At 63.1% G+C, this 15,275-nt stretch carries 13 protein-coding genes; 2 read left to right on the top strand and 11 right to left on the bottom strand.

Annotation, left to right across the window (positions count from 1 at the left end):
- Positions 1-89 precede the first annotated feature (89 nt).
- From AC13QO_RS27080 to osmF, 6 genes are all read right to left on the bottom strand, one after another.
- Positions 90-2,549: a glycoside hydrolase family 2 protein gene (locus AC13QO_RS27080; protein ID WP_488542420.1), complete on the bottom strand. Its 2,460-nt coding sequence runs from the start codon at positions 2,547-2,549 to the stop codon at positions 90-92.
- 8 nt (positions 2,550-2,557) lie between these two features.
- The gene (locus tag AC13QO_RS27075; RefSeq protein ID WP_488542419.1) at positions 2,558-2,953 is read right to left on the bottom strand and encodes a VOC family protein; all 396 of its coding nucleotides are present in this window, start codon (positions 2,951-2,953) and stop codon (positions 2,558-2,560) included.
- 47 nt (positions 2,954-3,000) lie between these two features.
- Positions 3,001-3,750, bottom strand: coding sequence for an ABC transporter permease (locus AC13QO_RS27070; protein WP_488542418.1), 750 nt, complete (start codon positions 3,748-3,750; stop codon positions 3,001-3,003).
- A complete protein-coding gene (locus AC13QO_RS27065; protein WP_488542417.1) occupies positions 3,747-4,691 on the bottom strand; it encodes an ABC transporter ATP-binding protein in 945 nt (314 codons plus the stop codon). Before AC13QO_RS27065 ends, AC13QO_RS27070 begins: the two co-directional genes overlap by 4 nt.
- Positions 4,688-5,854 (bottom strand): ABC transporter permease, encoded by a 1,167-nt coding sequence (locus tag AC13QO_RS27060; RefSeq protein ID WP_488542416.1) that lies wholly within the window; start codon positions 5,852-5,854, stop codon positions 4,688-4,690. The genes AC13QO_RS27065 and AC13QO_RS27060 overlap by 4 nt, the downstream gene beginning before the upstream one ends.
- 67 nt (positions 5,855-5,921) lie before the next feature.
- A complete protein-coding gene (gene osmF, locus AC13QO_RS27055) occupies positions 5,922-6,830 on the bottom strand; it encodes a glycine betaine ABC transporter substrate-binding protein OsmF (protein ID WP_285191837.1) in 909 nt (302 codons plus the stop codon).
- 411 nt (positions 6,831-7,241) lie between these two features.
- On the opposite strand from osmF, the gene AC13QO_RS27050 reads away from it, so the two are divergent.
- Together AC13QO_RS27050 and AC13QO_RS27045 are read left to right on the top strand one after the other, a co-directional pair.
- The gene (locus tag AC13QO_RS27050) at positions 7,242-8,483 is read left to right on the top strand and encodes a LysR family transcriptional regulator (protein WP_488542415.1); all 1,242 of its coding nucleotides are present in this window, start codon (positions 7,242-7,244) and stop codon (positions 8,481-8,483) included.
- Entirely contained in the window at positions 8,480-9,205 is a 726-nt protein-coding gene (locus tag AC13QO_RS27045) for a copper homeostasis protein CutC (RefSeq protein ID WP_488542414.1), read from the top strand. Before AC13QO_RS27050 ends, AC13QO_RS27045 begins: the two co-directional genes overlap by 4 nt.
- A gap of 372 nt (positions 9,206-9,577) precedes the next feature.
- Here AC13QO_RS27045 and AC13QO_RS27040 read toward each other — a convergent pair whose 3' ends face one another.
- From AC13QO_RS27040 to AC13QO_RS27020, 5 genes are all read right to left on the bottom strand, one after another.
- A complete protein-coding gene (locus tag AC13QO_RS27040; RefSeq protein WP_488542413.1) occupies positions 9,578-10,597 on the bottom strand; it encodes a zinc-binding alcohol dehydrogenase family protein in 1,020 nt (339 codons plus the stop codon).
- A 267-nt stretch (positions 10,598-10,864) separates the two neighbouring features.
- Positions 10,865-11,839 (bottom strand): ABC transporter permease, encoded by a 975-nt coding sequence (locus AC13QO_RS27035; RefSeq protein WP_085776810.1) that lies wholly within the window; start codon positions 11,837-11,839, stop codon positions 10,865-10,867.
- 129 nt (positions 11,840-11,968) lie between these two features.
- Positions 11,969-13,522, bottom strand: coding sequence for a sugar ABC transporter ATP-binding protein (locus AC13QO_RS27030; RefSeq protein ID WP_085776811.1), 1,554 nt, complete (start codon positions 13,520-13,522; stop codon positions 11,969-11,971).
- Between the two features lie 104 nt (positions 13,523-13,626).
- Positions 13,627-14,616, bottom strand: a complete 990-nt coding sequence (locus AC13QO_RS27025) for an ABC transporter substrate-binding protein (protein ID WP_085776812.1) — start codon at positions 14,614-14,616, stop codon at positions 13,627-13,629.
- Between the two features lie 209 nt (positions 14,617-14,825).
- On the bottom strand, positions 14,826-15,272 hold the full coding sequence (locus AC13QO_RS27020) for an RbsD/FucU family protein (protein ID WP_285191833.1): 447 nt from the start codon (positions 15,270-15,272) through the stop codon (positions 14,826-14,828).
- Between the last annotated feature and the right edge of the window lie 3 nt (positions 15,273-15,275).

The following is a 15,275-nucleotide window of genomic DNA, read 5'->3' as shown; positions in this document are numbered from 1 at the left end:
CATGCCGCAAGCTCTCCGTTCCCACCAAACTCTCGCAGGGCACGTCCCCTCTCCCCGCAAGCGGGGGAGAGGGCTAGGGTGAGGGGCAGTCACTGGCGCGAACCGGCAACAAGATCATTGGCCGATCGCAGCACGGTGCCGACGGCGATATCTTCTGCCCTGATCGCCTTTACCGTCTTCACCGCAAACACATGGCTCTCGCCCGGCAACAACGTCACCAGCATCGAATCCACAACCGCCTCCGGATCCAGCCGATCCGCCATCAGGCAGAGGTCCTTGAGAAAATTCTCCGCCGTCACCCTGATGGCGAAGCCTCCGTCGATCCCGGTGGCATCGACGCTCAGCCGCGGCGCTGGCAGGGCGAGGTCGATATCCTCGACGAAATAGTGAAACGCCCGCCGGTCCAGCATCTCGACGACAACGACTTCGTCCTTCGGTAAGTTCGGAGTGACGATATTGCTCGGCAGCGGAAACTCTTTCGCTTCGAAACGGTCGCAGAGCAGCCGCCAGAATTCGAATTCGGCGAGCACGGTTCCATCGAGCGTCAAACGCTTGCCGGCAATCTTCGCCCGCCAGAACAGCGTTCTCTCGTTGACGGCGACCGCAGCCAGTCCGCCCTCGCGTGGCTGGATCGTCAGCAGGCGCGGATCATAGGCTGATTTCAGCGCATACCAGAGCGGCTTGCGGCGTCCGGCCGAGTCAAGCGCGGCCCAGGAGGTCACCGGCCAGCAGTCGTTGAACTGCCAGACCACCGCACCCTTGCAGATAGCCCGATGCGAGCGCATGTGCTCGATGCCGAAACGGATGGCGCGCGCCTGGTTGAGCTGGGTGGCGAAGTGCCAGTCCTCCATCGTCTTTGGCTCCGGCAGATGGCCGGCGAGGCCGCGGATCAGCTTGTCATTGCCCTGCGTCGCCTTCTGATGATGGAAAACGCCGTTCGATTGTGGCGTCAGCGGCTGATCGTGCACGCTCTCTTCGATCGTCGCCCAGGCGGGCGGCGCCTGCCAGCCGAATTCGGAGCAGAAGCGCGGGACATAGTTGCGGTATACCTCGTAGCCGACATCGTTCCACACGTCCCAGATATGTTTGCAGCCATGTCCGTCGGCATTGGGTTCGATCTCCATCGAACCGGAATAGGGGCTGCCGGGATAATAGGGCCGGTCGGGATCGAGCTCGCGGCAGAGCTTCGGCAGCAGGTCGAGATAATAGCCGAGCCCCCAGCTCTCGCAGGCCCTGATGACCGGCCGCCAGCCCCATTCGTCGAAGCCCCAAATATTCTCGTTGTTGCCGTTCCAGAGGATCAATGAGGCATGCGGCATCAGCCGCGCGACATTGTCGCGCACCTCCGCCTCGACCTCGCTTCGAAGCGGCTCCTCCTCCGGATAGGCGGCGCAGGCAAAGAGGAAATCCTGCCAGACCAGCATGCCGGCCCGGTCGCAGGCAGCGTAGAACTCATCACGCTCGAAGATGCCGCCGCCCCAGACGCGCAGCATATGGATATTGGCGGCCTTCGCCTCGTCGATCCGTGCGGCGTAACGCTCGGGCGTCACCCGCGACGGAAAACAATCGTCGGGAATCCAGTTGGCACCGGCGATGAACAGCGGCACGTCGTTGATGACGAAGGTAAAGGCCGAGCCGTGCGCGTCGGCCGAGGTATCGAGCCTGAGCGAACGGAAGCCGAGCTCACGATCGAAGCTGTCGAGCAGATCGCCGCTGGCCTCGTCGATCAGCGTGAGCATCAGCGGATAGAGCGGCTGCGCACCGAGATGGTGCGGCCACCAGAGCTGCGGCGAGGGGAGGCGGAGTGCGAAGGAAACCGCGTCTTCGCCGGGGCCAATTGCTACTGTCTTGGTCACGCCGCCGATTTCGGCGGCCAGCCTGCACGGCCCGTGATCGCCATGCCGCGCCAGTCTCGCATGTACCATCACCAGTCCGTCGCCGCCGGCAAGGCTTGCAGACACCCGCGTCTCGGCAAGCCGCCCCCGATCCCAGCTTTCCAGACGCACCGGCTTCCAAACGCCCGCCGTCACCAGCGTTGGCCCCCAGTCCCAGCCAAAATTGCAGGCCATCTTGCGCATCAGATTGCCCGGGCCTGGGTAGTTGTTGGGGCGGTAGCCGTAATGTTTCTCCATCTCTGCGCCATAGGCATAGGCGGAGCGGAAGGTGACGGAGAGTTCGTTGACGCCGGCCTTCAGCAGCCCGGAAACATCGAAACGGTAGGTGCGGTGCATGTTGAAAGTGCGGCCGATCTCTTCGCCGTTGAGGCGGATGACGGCGATCGTATCAAGCCCGTCGAAGACGAGCTCCTGCACTCTGCCCTCATCCGGCGCGGCCTCGAACCGGCAGCAATAGGTCCAGTCGGTCTTGCCGATCCAGTCATTGGTGATCTCGTTGACGTCGATATAGGGATCGGCGATCAGCCGGTTGGCGAGAAGGTCGGTATGGACGCAGCCCGGCACCGTCGCCGGTATCGCATCCGGCAGTCCCGGCCTTCCTGTATCGTTGCAGTGAAGCGTCCAGCCGGAATCGAGCGCAGTTTTCACAATCATCTTATCTCCTAGAGAAACCGCCCGTGGCGCTGCAGCACCTCGATCTTGTAGCCGTCGGGATCGCTGACGAAGAAGAATAGGCCGAACAACTTGCCGTCGCGGTTGAGCTCCACCAGCTCGCCGGGTTTGAGCCCCAGTTTCACCATGCGCTCGCGCTCAATGGCGACTTCTTCGACCGAGACGGCGAGATGGCCATAGCCTTTGCCGAGATCATAGGTTTCGGTGCGGCCCTTGTTGACGGTCAGCTCCAGCTCGAATCCGGTCTCGGCATTGCTCAGATAGATCAGCGTGAAGGTGTCGAAGTCGACGCGGTCGGCGATCGTAAGACCGAACGCCTTGCCGTAGAACTCGACCGAGCGCGCCTCGTCGAGAACACGGATCATGGAGTGGATCATCTTCGCCAATTCTGCCTCCCATTGCGTCGATCACGGCAGCCTTGGTAGCGGTCATCTTAAGCCGCGCGCAAGCCGATTCTTCGGGTGATCGCACCTTCGAGGAGGCCCATGGCGTCATAGATCAGCACCGCCATCAGCCCGACGATCAGCCCGCCCTGCAGGATGAAGGCGGTATTATCCGATATCAGCCCGGCGATGATCACCTCGCCGAGGCCCTTGGCCGCAACCGTCGAGCCGATCGTTGCCGTGCCGATATTGATCACCGTCGCGACCTTCAGCCCTTCGAGGATCAGCGGCAGGGCAAGCGGGAGCTCGACGCGGAAAAGACGTTGCGTGCCGTTCATGCCCATGCCGTCGGCGGCGTCGAGCACCTGCGGCGACACCTGTTTCAGGCCGGCGACGGTGTTTTCGAAGATCGGCAACAGGCCGTAGAGAAAGAGCGCGATCAGCGTCGGCATGGCGCCGAAGCCGGTGGCGGGCACGGCCAGCGCCAGCACCGCGACAGGGGGGAAGGTCTGCCCGGCATTGGCGATGGCGCGCGACAGCGGCAGGAAATCGGCGCCGCTTTGCCGCGTCACGAAGATGCCGCCGAGAACGGCAAGCACGGCGCTGCAGGCGATCGAGGCGACGACGAGCTGCAGATGCCCGAGCGCGAGCGAGGCAAGGCTGTTCTGAGTATAGACGGCGGGCGCATTATTGTTCGTCAGCGGCACAAACAGGAAGGAGAGCCAATCCGTCCTGAACAGCAGGATGAGCAGCAGGGCAAGCGCGGCCACGCGAAAAAAATTGGCGGCGACGAGTTTCATGCCTTACGGCCCAGTTCGAGCAGCCGCGCCATCGAGATCGATCCCACAGGCGCCTTTTCGCCGTCCTGCACCGCCGCCTCGTCGACTCCCTGCCAGATCATTTCGGCCAGCGCGTCGCGCAGGCTGAGCGACTGCGGCAAGGCATAGGAAAGACCGCCCTTGGCCGGCGCCATGCTCTCCTTCAGCGGCAGCAGCGACATCAGCTTCAGCGCGCGGTCGGAGGTGCCGGTCAGCTGCTGCACGAAGGGATCGGCGGGTTCGGTGAGGATCTTTTCCGGCGTCGAGCATTGCAGCAATCGGCCCTTGCTCATCACCGCGATCTGATTGCCGAGATGGAAGGCCTCGTCCATATCGTGGGTGACGAGGATGATGGTTGTGCCGAACTGCTTCTGGATCGCCAGCAGGTCGTCCTGCGCCTTGCCGCGGATGACGGGATCGAGCGCGCCGAAGGGCTCGTCCATCAACAGCAGTTCCGGCTCGGCGGCCAGCGCCCGCGCGACGCCGACACGCTGCTGCTGGCCGCCGGAAAGCTGATGCGGATATTTGTCGGCGAACTCAGCCGGATCGAGGTTGAAAAGCCCGAGCAGCTCCTCGACGCGGGCGGCGATGCGTTTGGAATCCCATTCGAGCAGCTGCGGCACGGTGGCGATATTCTGCGCCACGGTCCGATGCGGAAACAGGCCGTGGCCTTGGATGGCATAGCCGATTTTGCGGCGAAGTTCGGTGACCTCGACGTCCATCACATTCTGCCCGCCGACGAAGATCTCGCCTTCGCTGATCGGCACCAGCCGGTTGATCATCCGCATCAGCGTCGATTTGCCGGAGCCCGATGTGCCGACGATGACGGTGATCTCGCCCTTCTCGACACGCATCGAGACCCTGTCGACGACAGTGGCCGCACCGTAGCGCTTGGTAACGTTCCTGATCTCGATCATGCTCATGCGGCAGGCCCCCGGATGCTGTCGATGACCGCATCAAGGATGACGGCCGATGAGAAGGCGAAGAAGACGGTCGGCACGGCGCCGAGCAGGACGAGGTCCATCGCGGTCTGGCCGAGCCCCTGGAAGATGAAGATGCCGAAACCGCCACCGCCGATCAAAGCGGCGATCGTTACCATGCCGATCGCCTGCACCAGCACGATGCGGATGCCGGTGAGGATGACGGGAAAGGCGAGCGGCATGTCGATGCCGGTGAGGATCTGCCGGCGGGTCAGCCCCATGCCGGCCGCCGCATCGCGCACGGAGGGATCGACGCCCTGCAGGCCGACGACGGTATTGGCGACGATCGGCAGTAGCGAATAGAGCACCAGCGCGATCAACGCCGGCGCCGTACCGATGCCGCGGATGCCGACAGCGGCCGCCAGCGGCACATGCGTGGCGAGATAGCCGAGCGGCAGCATCAGCAGGCCGAAGAGCGCGAGGCTGGGGATCGTCTGGATGAGGCTCAGGCCCTGCAGCACGACGGCCCTGAGCTTCGGCACCCAGAAGCAGAGGATCCCGAGCGGCAGGCCGAGAACGATGGCGATAACGAGCGAGCCCAGCGCCAGCAGCAGATGCGAAAATGCCTCCGTCCGGAACTGCGCCGCCCTCGTGGAAAATTCCTTCATGATCGACAGGCTGTCGAGCAGGCCGGAGGCGAGGAAGGTGAAGAGCAGCGCCGTGTAAGCTGCCAGCGCTGCCACCCGCATCCAGGGCGCCAGCCGGATTTTGACCAGCGCGTCCGAGATGATCAGCCCGATCACCGCAAACAGCAGCCAGAAACCGCCGCCGGGCGTCATGCGCGCCACCGTGCTGCCGGGCGGCGTCGCCGCGGTCGAGACGAGGCCGATCGCCGCGACCAGCGCCGCCAGGCAAAATGTGGCGACCACAAGCCGCGCCACTGCATTGGCGAGGAACAAGGTGGCGAAGGCGGTCAGGACGAGGAGGGCGATAAGGACAATGACGGAGGGCTGGGGAAGAAGCTGCGTCAGCAGCATCGGCTTGCCGGCGGCGATGCGGTTCGCCTTGACATAGATGAAGGGCATCAGCGCCGTCGCCGCAATGCCGCCGGCCACCAGAACCACGCCAAGCCGGTCCAGCCTGCGGACCGCTGAGGTTTCTTCCATCAATCCAACCCTGTCTGGCCTGTCGGCAAAGGGAGGCTCCGCCCGCGAGGGGCGGAGCGGGCGATGATTACTTCAGGAAGCCTTTTTCCTTCAGATAGGCTTCGGCGACGGACTTTGCGGGCTCGCCGTCGACCTGGATCTTGGCGTTGAGCTTGCGCAATTCGTCGGCGCTCAGGCTCTTGAAGATCGGCGAGAGGATTTCCTCGATCTTCGGATTGGCCTTCAGCACCTCCTCGCGGATGATCGGAGTCGGCGCATAAACCTGCTGCACGCCCTTGTCGTCTTCGAGAACGGTGAGCTCGGCCGCCTCGATCGCGCCGTCGGTGCCATAGACCATGGCGGTGTTGACGCCGTTCGTCTGGTCTGCGGCCGCCTTGATCGTCGCCGCGGTATCGCCGCCCGAGAGCACGACCGTCTGGTCGGGCTTCAGCTGGAAGCCGTAGGTGGTCTGGAAGGCGGGCAGCGCGCCGGCGGAATTGACGAACTCGGCCGAAGCCGCAAGTTTGACGGCGCCGCCGCCGGCGACCCATTTGCCGAAGTCCGACATGGTCTTCAGCTTGTTCGGCTCGGCGACGTCGTTGCGCACGGCAAGCGCCCAGGTGTTATTGGCCGGCGACGGCGTCAGCCAGACGATCTTGTTGGCTTCGTAATCGAGCTTCTTCGCCAGCTCGTAACCCTGCTCGTTGTTCTTCCAGGCGGCGTCGTCGGCCTTGTTGAAGAAGAAGCCGGCATTGCCGGTATATTCGGGATAGATATCGATTTCACCTGCGGTGATCGCCTTGCGCACCACGGGTGTGGCGCCAAGCGCGATACGGTCCTGCGTCTTGATGCCGTTCGCTTCGAGTGCCAGCGCGATGACATTGCCGAGCAGCGTGCCCTCGGTATCGATCTTCGACGAGACGACGACGTCTGCGGCCTGAACCGCACCCGCCGCGAAGGCGGAGAGTGAAACGGCAAGTGCGAGTTTCTTCAGCATGGAATATCCCCTTTTAAACACCGTTGATAAGGCTCAAGCCCGGGAGCTTGCGCGCAGGAAATCCGCCGGCGAGGGCGGTGAGGCCGCCATCATCCGAATTGCGTGCGTCATGGAAATAGCGTGCCTACCCGAAAAATCGATGCAAGCCCCCTCCAGTATTTGCGGTCGCGCTGACGATTATGGCGGCGAACGCATCTCCCTGCGCGGAAACGCATTCCCTTTTCCAGGGCCGGCGCGATTTGTTTTTGTCCCCTTGCGTGTTTCCACGGTGTTCCGGTGCTCTTCTTGCGAAAACATCGCCGCCCGGATTTTTATGTGCAGACGATAGAACGCCGATCCTCAGGCGGGGATATCTTTTTTGCCGAACACATCATATCGTCCGGTTTTTCCAGCGCTTTCGGAGCGAGTTCTTTGCATCTGGGTGCCCTTTTCATTGCCGGCCATGTCCTGAGTTCCGGCTCGGTCCGCGAGACCGCGCGCCGCTTCCAGCTGTCGCCCTCCACCGCCTCGACGGCGATCCGCCAGCTTGAAACCGAATTGGCGATGAAGTTGACCGAACGTTCGTCGGGCGAGCTGGCGACGCTGCTCGCAAGCGACAGGGTGCAGGAAGGGCTGGAGCCGATCACTGCTGCGATCGGGCAGCTTCATCAACTCGTGGGCCATGAGAGCGCGACCGCCGGGGCTTACGAATCCTGGGCGTCGCGTATTCCCGTCAAGGTCGTCGCGATCGAGCGTTTTCTCGAGGTGGCTGACCAGGGCAGCATCAACCGCGCCGCCCGCCGCCTTCGCTTGGGGCAACCGCAGCTTTCGCTGCAGCTTGCCAATCTCGAGGAGTTCCTTGGTCGCCGCCTGTTCGAGCGGCAGGCGCAGGGTTCGGTGCTGACGGAGGAGGGCCGGCACGCCTACCAGATCTTCATGGCGATCAGCCAGGCGTGGAACGATCTGAAATCGGCCGCAGACGAGCGCTACCGGCGCACCGCCCGATCGCTGCGCATCGGCTCGATCATCCCGACCGGATCGGAAAGCTGGGTGGCGCGCTGCTTGGGCTTGCTCGTTTCCGAGTGGAATGCGCACCGCAGCAACAATGCGATCTCGCTGGTCTCGATGACCGCCGACGACCTGCGCGAGGCGCTGAAGAGCGGCCGCATCGATGTCGCCATCCTGGATTCGGTCTTCGGCCTCGAGCACTTCCGGCATCGCGAACTGCTGCAGACCGACATGGTGGTGATCGCACCGCCGCAAAGCACGCAAACCTCGGTCGCCGAACTCGTCGCCGCGCATGCGATCTGCACGCCGAGCCCGCGCACCGGCCTCGGCCACGCGGCCATGGTCTTCAGCGACGAGCGCGCACCCGACCGGCGCTTGCGCAGCCGGGATATCACCGCGGCAGATTCGCTGCCTGTCATCGTCGACCTCGTCGCCAATCACGGCTACGTCTCCTTCCTCGGCCGCGTCAGCGCCATGCCGATCGCCGACAAGGTGCGCATCGTCGATCTCGACGAGCGTCTGCCGATGTCCTATCACGTCGCCTTCAACCATCGAAAAGCCGCTGCCGATGCCTGCGAGATGATCATCGCTGCGGCTGCCAGAATGACGTCGGAAACGGCCGCGCACATCACAAGACAGGTCGACGGAGCCAGGGAGACTGCATGACGATTTTGCTCGAAGTATGCGTCGACAGCGCCGCGGGTCTCGCTGCCGCGATCGAAGGCGGCGCCGGCCGCATCGAGCTCTGCTCGGCGCTGGAGCTCGGCGGCCTGACGCCACTGCCGAGCCTGATGCGGATCGCTGCCCGGGCGCCCGTTCCGATCTATGCCATGATCCGCCCGCATGCCGGCCCCTTCATTTTCGACGGCCTCGACGAGCAGGCGATGATGCTCGACATCGAGGCGGTGCGCGCCGCCGGCCTCGCCGGCGTCGTCATCGGCGCCAACCGCCCGGACGGCACGCTCGACCTGCCGCTGATCCGCCGGCTGAAAGCGCATGCCGTCGGCCTCGGTTCGACGCTGCACCGCGCTTTCGACCTGGTGCCGGACGCCGATCAGGCGCTGGAACAGGCAATCGAACTCGGCTGCGAACGCATCCTCACCTCCGGCTGCGCGGTCAAGGCCGCCGATGGGATCGACACGCTGAAGCGTCTTTCAGAGAAAGCGGCCGGCCGCATCTCGATCATGCCCGGCAGCGGCATCCGCCCCGCCAATGTCGGCGAAATTCTCCGTGCGACCGGCGCCTGGGAAGTGCATGGATCCTGCAGCTCGCTGGTCGAAAGCGCCGATCCGCGCGCGGTGGCGTTTGGTTTCGAGGCGAAGAGTGCGAACAAGACGGACGTTGAAGTGGTCAGGCAGATGTGTAGGGCGATCGAAGCGATGGGTTAGGCGTTCTGTGCTCTTACCGGAAGCCGGTCGCGGTTTTGGAACGCGAATGGAGCGCTTGCGGCCATGGGTCCTCGGGTCAAGCCCGAGGACGACGGAGAGTGGGGGAGCCTGTGACGCAGTACCGCAAGCGCAGCGGTTTTTGCAGTTGTCGCGGTTGAATTCATCAATTCCAGGAAAAGTGTGAAACGGTTTTCCGTCCGAAATTGCCTAACAACAAAAGCTTGGAGCTCTTTGCGGGAGCGCAGATCCGCTTTGCTTTGAGCAATCCCGAACGTCCCGCCTCTTGCCGCACCGGCTTCCCCACTCTCCGTCATACTCGGGCTTGACCCGAGTATCCACGCGCAGCACTCGGCGGGCATGATATAGGCCTACCTACCCCGCAACCCGGATCACCGCCTTGATCAGCCCGCTCTTCTCATGCGCCCAGCGGGCGAGATCGCGCGGCGCATTATCGAGCGTCGTGCGGTGGGTGATCAGCTTGTCCACCGGCACAAGCCCCTTGGCAATCGAATCCGCCACATGCTCGAAGTCGGCACGCGTGGCGTTGCGGCTGCCGATCAACATCATTTCGCGCTTGTGAAATTCGGGGTCGGAGAAGCGGATATCGTCCTTGACGACGCTGACCAGCACCAGTGCGCCGCCATGGGCGACGAAGGAGAAGGCTTTCTCCATCGACGGACCATAACCCGTCGCGTCGAAGACCACATCGAAACCGTCGCCATTGGTCTTTTCCCGCACGGCATTCGCGGTTCCTTCATCGGCGACGATGCCGGAGGTGAAGCCGAAGCGCTCGGCGGCCATCTGCAGCCGCTCGGCGCTGGTATCGAGCAGCGTTACGTCATGGCCGGCGATGCGCGAGAAGATCGCAGCGCCGAGCCCGATCGGCCCGGCGCCGATGACGAGCGAGCGCGCCCCGGCGCCGGCGAGCGATCGGCGTACCGCATGAGCGCCGATCGCCAGAAACTCCGTCGTCGCCGCCGCCTCGAGGCTCAGGCCCTTGGCGGGATAGAGATTATCGGCGGGAACGGAGATCTCCTCGCAGAAGGCGCCGTCGGTATGAACGCCGAGCACCTTGATGTTGGTGCAGCAATTCGGCTTGCCCTTGATGCAGGCGACACATTGGCCGCAGGAGAGATAGGGGTTGACGATTACCGATGTGCCGGCCGCAAGCGCGACACCGTCGCCCGCCTCGATCACCGTTGCCGAGATCTCGTGCCCCATGACCCGGGGATATTCGAGGAAAGGGTGCTTGCCCTCGAAGATATGATAATCGGTGCCGCAGATGCCGACATGGCTGACGGCCAGCCGCACCCAGCCGGGCGCCGGCGCGGCGGGTGATGGGCGGTCGATGATGTCGAGCACGCCGGGTTCCCGGCAAACAACTGCTTTCATGACAGGTCTCGCATTCTTCGTTCTTTACTCTGTGTCGGCCACTGCTGTTCGGTTCGTGCGGAAAACTTGCCCCTCACCCCCACCTTATCGGGGTCGAGCCACTCGTCTCGGCCCGTCCTGCGGCCCCCCGTAAACGGGGCGAGGGGATGTGCCAAACGAGGCGTTGCCGGGACCGAGAGGTTTCGGCTATCCCCTTCGCCCCGTTTACGGGGAGAAGGTGCTGGCAGGCGGATGAGGGGCGGCAGGCGGCGATTTCCTGCCCGCCGCTCAGCTGCTCTTGCGGCGGCGCAACTGGTCGAAGAAGACGATCACGATGATCAGCAGACCGGTGATGATGCGCTGCCAGAAGGAATTGACGTTCAGAAGGTTGGCGCCGTTGTTGATGGTGGCGAGAATGAAGGCGCCGATCAGCGGGCCGTGCACGGAACCGACGGCGCCGAACAGGCTGGTGCCGCCGATAACCGACGAGGCGATTGCCTGCAGTTCCCAGCCGTCGGCCTGTGTCGCATTGCCGATCGCGATGCGCGAGGCGAGCAGCACGCCGACGAAGGCGGCAAAGCCGGCCGAGAGGATATAGGCGAGGTAGATCATGCCCTTGACGTTGACGCCGGAAAGCCGCGCGGCTTCCGCATTCGAACCGACCGCGAAGAGATAGCGGCCCCAGCGGCTCAGATGCAGGAAGACGAAGGAGGGCACCGCCACCAGGATGACCATCCAGAACAGGCTAGGAATGCCGAGAAAATCGGCGCGGGCGAAATTGCTGAAGCTCTCGTCGGTGATGCTGATCGTCGAACCGTTGGTGATCAGGAGGCCGATGCCGCGCAGCGAGGTCAGCGTCGCCAGCGTGATGATGAAGGGCGGCAGGCCCATATGCACGATGCCGAAGCCATGGAAGGCGCCGATCGCAACACCGATTGCGAGCGTCAGCGCGATCGCTCCCCAGAGCGGCACACCCGCCTGCAGCAGCCAGGCGATGATGACGGTGCAGAAGCCGACGATTGCGCCAACCGACAGGTCGATGCCGGCGGTGATGATGACGAAGGTCTGGCCGAGCGCCAGGATCGCCGTCATTGCGCCTTGGCGCAGCAGGTTGGAGATATTGAGCGGCGTCCAGAAGCTGGCGGTGACGAAGCCGAGCACGATCCAGAGGAAGACCAGCAGGCCGATCAGTGTGAGGCCGAACAGGATGTTCATTTTCCGGCGCGGCGGCGGCGCGACGATTTCGGTGGGGGTGACAGTCATGAATTTTCTCCCTCTTAGAGCATTTCCGTTTTCTCCGAACCGCAGAAACGCTCTATCAAATGTGTTTTTACGCAATTCCGGACGCAAAACCGCTTCACACTTTTGCTAGAATTGCTCCAGTCTTCTGGCTCAGACGCCGATCGCTTCGCTGAGCACTTGTTCGTGCGTCGCCGCGTGAAAATCATGGCTCGCGACCAGCCTGCCGCCGCGGAAGACGTGCAGCCGGTCGGCCAGTTCGTAGACCTCCGGCAGATAGGAGGAGATCAGGATGATGCCCGCTCCTTCCTTCAGAAGCTTGGCGAACAGCCGGTAGATCTCAGCCTTGGTGCCGACGTCGACGCCGACGGTCGGCTCGTCAAAGATGAACAGCCGCGCGCCATGGCTCAGCCACTTGCCGATGACGATCTTCTGCTGGTTGCCGCCCGACATGCTGGAAGCGGGAACCCGCCGGCTCGGCGTCTTGATGCTGAGATCGCGGATCTGCTTGTCGGCATTGGCTGATTCGCGTGCGTGATTGATCACAGGCCCGTGGCTCAACCGCCCGAACACCGGCAGGTTGATGTTGAGGCCGATCGGCAGGTTGAGGCAGAGCCCCTGGTCACGCCGGCTTTCGGGCGCCAGCGCAATGCCGAGCTCCATCGCCGTGCGTTCATTGCGGATATCAACAGGCTTGCCCATCCACTGGATGTCACCGGCACTGATCGGCTGGCGCCCGTAGAGGCCGAGCGCAAATTCGCTGCGTCCGGCACCGATCAGACCGTAGAGTCCGACGATCTGCCCGGCTTTGACGCTGAGCGAAACGTCCTCGAATCCGGGACCGGAGAGGCCGCGGACCTCGACGATAGTCTCGCCGATGGCAATCTCTTCCTTGTGGTAGATCTGTTCGATCGAGCGATTGATCATCAACGCGATTAGCTCGGCATCGTTAGTCTCGCCGATCAGGCGGGTGCCGACATGCGTGCCGTCGCGCAACACCGAGACACGGTCGGCGAGCTCAAAGACTTCCTCCATGCGGTGGCTGATATAGACGATGGTGACGCCTTCGCCCTGCAGGCGGCGGATCAGCTTGAACAGCTGCGCCGATTCCTGCCGGGTGAGATAGGCGGTCGGTTCGTCGAAGATCAGGAACTGCGTGCCGCGCATCGCCGCGCGTGCCGTCGCCACCAGTTGCTGCTGACCGATCGTCAGCGAACTCAAAAGCGCGCCGGCCGGCAGGCCGAAGCCGAGATCGTCGAGCACGGCCTGCGCCATCTTCTCCATCTGCTTCTTGCGCATCAGGCCGTAGCGGTTGACCTCGTCGCCGAGGAAGAGATTGGCGGCGACCGTCAGGTGCCGGCAGAGCACCACTTCCTGGTGGACGGCGTTGATGCCGCGGGCGATCGCCTCGTTCGGCGTCGATAATCCCACCGGATGGCCGCACCACAGTACCTCGCCGGCCGTGCGGGTGATGACGCCGGTGAGCAATTTGATCAGGGTTGATTTGCCGGCGCCGTTTTCGCCGACGATGGCGTGGATTTCGCCGGCCAGGAAGGTCAGCGTCGCCGGCTTCAGCGCCTGCACGTGACCGTAATTCTTCTGCAGGCCTTTGAGTTCGAGGATGGGCGATCCGGCGGCGATGCGATTGGCTTCTTTCAGCGTGGCGCTGTCATCGTGGCGATGACTGACCTCTTCCAGTCCGATCATGGACCTCTCCTCCTCTTGTCGCGTCTGCTCCAGCCCTGGTGAACCATACCATGGATGGAAAAGGCCGCGCCGGTTTTTGGAAGCCGGCGCGGCCGTCTGTCGTCTTACTTGATCTTCGGGTTCAAGAGCGCGTCGATCTTCGGGTCGGACATGTTCGCCTTGGTGACGAGATTGGCGCCGGTGTCGACATTTTCCGGAACCTTCTCGCCCTTGGAGACGGCAAGCGCGGTCTTGATGCCGTCATAACCCATGCGATAGGGGTCCTGAACGACGAGGCCGGCAATGGCGCCGTCCTTGAGGAAGCCGACCGTCTTGTCGTCGCTGTCGAAGCCGATGACCTTGATTTTGTCGCCGAGCTTGTTTTCGGCGATCGCCTGGCCGACGCCCTGCGCCAGGATCAGGTTCGAGGCGAAGACGCCGACGAGTTTCGGGTTTGCCGTGATCAGGTCGGTCATCATGTTGAGGCCGGTGGTTGCCTGGCCGTCGCCGTACTTGTCGGCAATGACCTTGAGACCGGGATGCTTGGTCTTGATCTGATCGAGGAAGCCTTCGCGGCGCTGTTCGAGCGAGCCGACGCCGGGAAGATTGGTGAGGATGACGATGTCGCCTTCTTCCTTGCCTGTCATCTCCTTGATCGCGGCGGCAAGACCGTCGGCGGCGATGCGGCCGCCCTGGACGTTGTCGGTCGTCAGGAACGACTTGAATGCCTTGGAGTCGGCACCTGAGTCGATGCCGATGATCGGAACCGACTTGGCGGCTTCGTCGATCGGCTTACCGAGCGCCTTGAACTCGGTCGGCGAGATGACGATAGCGGCCGGTTTGCCGGCGACGGCGTTTTCCAGAATGCTGATCTGGCCGTTGATGTCGGATTCGGCCTGTGCGCCGAGTTCCGGCACGTTGACGCCGAGATCCTTGCCGGCCTTGCGGGCGCCGGCCAGAACGATCTGCCAGTAGAAAGACGTCGTGTCCTTGACGATGATCGGGATCGTCACATCGGCGGCAAAGGACGTGACCGGCATTGCCGTGGCGATGACGGCTGCACCTGCCAGCGCGGTAAAGGCGCGGCGGGACAGAAGGGATTTCACGATGCTCATAAAGGTTCTCCTCTCAGGATGCGTTCTCCTCCAAGTAAACCGGACCGCTGAACGCTGGCGGAAGGTTTTTATCGATAAAAAACATTTGCAGGCAGAAGCTAGCCGAGGCGCATTCAAATTGCAAGGGCGTCGAATGCGCTTTTTTACTCCGGAAGACTCCCTCCAAGCACCTGATTTTATTTCATTACTACGATAGCCTAAAATAGCTATCAGGTCAGATCGATCTCGTGCGGGTGCACGACGCCCTTTTTCAAAATCAAGTTGCCGTATAGCCGGAACTCCGTTGTCGCGACGATATAGGCGGCCTTGCGGGCCATCGCGTAGAAGGCGAAGCGCTCCACCGGCACGATGGCAAAATCGCCGGCGCGCTTCGAGACGATCTGCTGGAACTCCGCGCACACTTCGGGCACGGCGCTGGGGTCGCCGACGACCTCCATCCTCCATGCGGTTTCCGGCACGAAAGTGTCGAGCGGCATATGCGCCAGGATTGCTGCGGCCATGTCGGTGGCGCTGACGCCATCGGCGCGGATGACCGGCGGGCCCATCGAGCCGGCGGGAAAATTGGCGTCTGCGATGACGATGTCGTCGCCATGTCCCATCGTCTTCAGCGCATGGAGCAGGTCGGGCCCGAGCAGCGGATGAATACCTCTAAGCATAAT

The sequence above is a fragment of the Rhizobium sp. CNPSo 3670 genome, from assembly GCF_057784555.1.
The sequence above is the reverse complement of the archived record's forward strand: the minus strand, read 5'-3'. Positions and strand labels throughout refer to the sequence as shown.

Bases quoted from the DNA above. Each gene is read 5' to 3' on its own strand.
- AC13QO_RS27080 (WP_488542420.1), bottom strand. From the start codon at position 2,549: ATGATTGTGAAAACTGCGCTCGATTCCGGCTGGACGCTTCACTGCAAC.
- AC13QO_RS27070 (WP_488542418.1), bottom strand. From the start codon at position 3,750: ATGAAACTCGTCGCCGCCAATTTTTTTCGCGTGGCCGCGCTTGCCCTG.
- AC13QO_RS27065 (WP_488542417.1), bottom strand. From the start codon at position 4,691: ATGAGCATGATCGAGATCAGGAACGTTACCAAGCGCTACGGTGCGGCC.
- AC13QO_RS27060 (WP_488542416.1), bottom strand. From the start codon at position 5,854: ATGGAAGAAACCTCAGCGGTCCGCAGGCTGGACCGGCTTGGCGTGGTT.
- osmF (WP_285191837.1), bottom strand. From the start codon at position 6,830: ATGCTGAAGAAACTCGCACTTGCCGTTTCACTCTCCGCCTTCGCGGCG.
- AC13QO_RS27045 (WP_488542414.1), top strand. From the start codon at position 8,480: ATGACGATTTTGCTCGAAGTATGCGTCGACAGCGCCGCGGGTCTCGCT.
- AC13QO_RS27040 (WP_488542413.1), bottom strand. From the start codon at position 10,597: ATGAAAGCAGTTGTTTGCCGGGAACCCGGCGTGCTCGACATCATCGAC.
- AC13QO_RS27035 (WP_085776810.1), bottom strand. From the start codon at position 11,839: ATGACTGTCACCCCCACCGAAATCGTCGCGCCGCCGCCGCGCCGGAAA.
- AC13QO_RS27030 (WP_085776811.1), bottom strand. From the start codon at position 13,522: ATGATCGGACTGGAAGAGGTCAGTCATCGCCACGATGACAGCGCCACG.
- AC13QO_RS27025 (WP_085776812.1), bottom strand. From the start codon at position 14,616: ATGAGCATCGTGAAATCCCTTCTGTCCCGCCGCGCCTTTACCGCGCTG.
- AC13QO_RS27020 (WP_285191833.1), bottom strand. From the start codon at position 15,272: ATGCTTAGAGGTATTCATCCGCTGCTCGGGCCCGACCTGCTCCATGCG.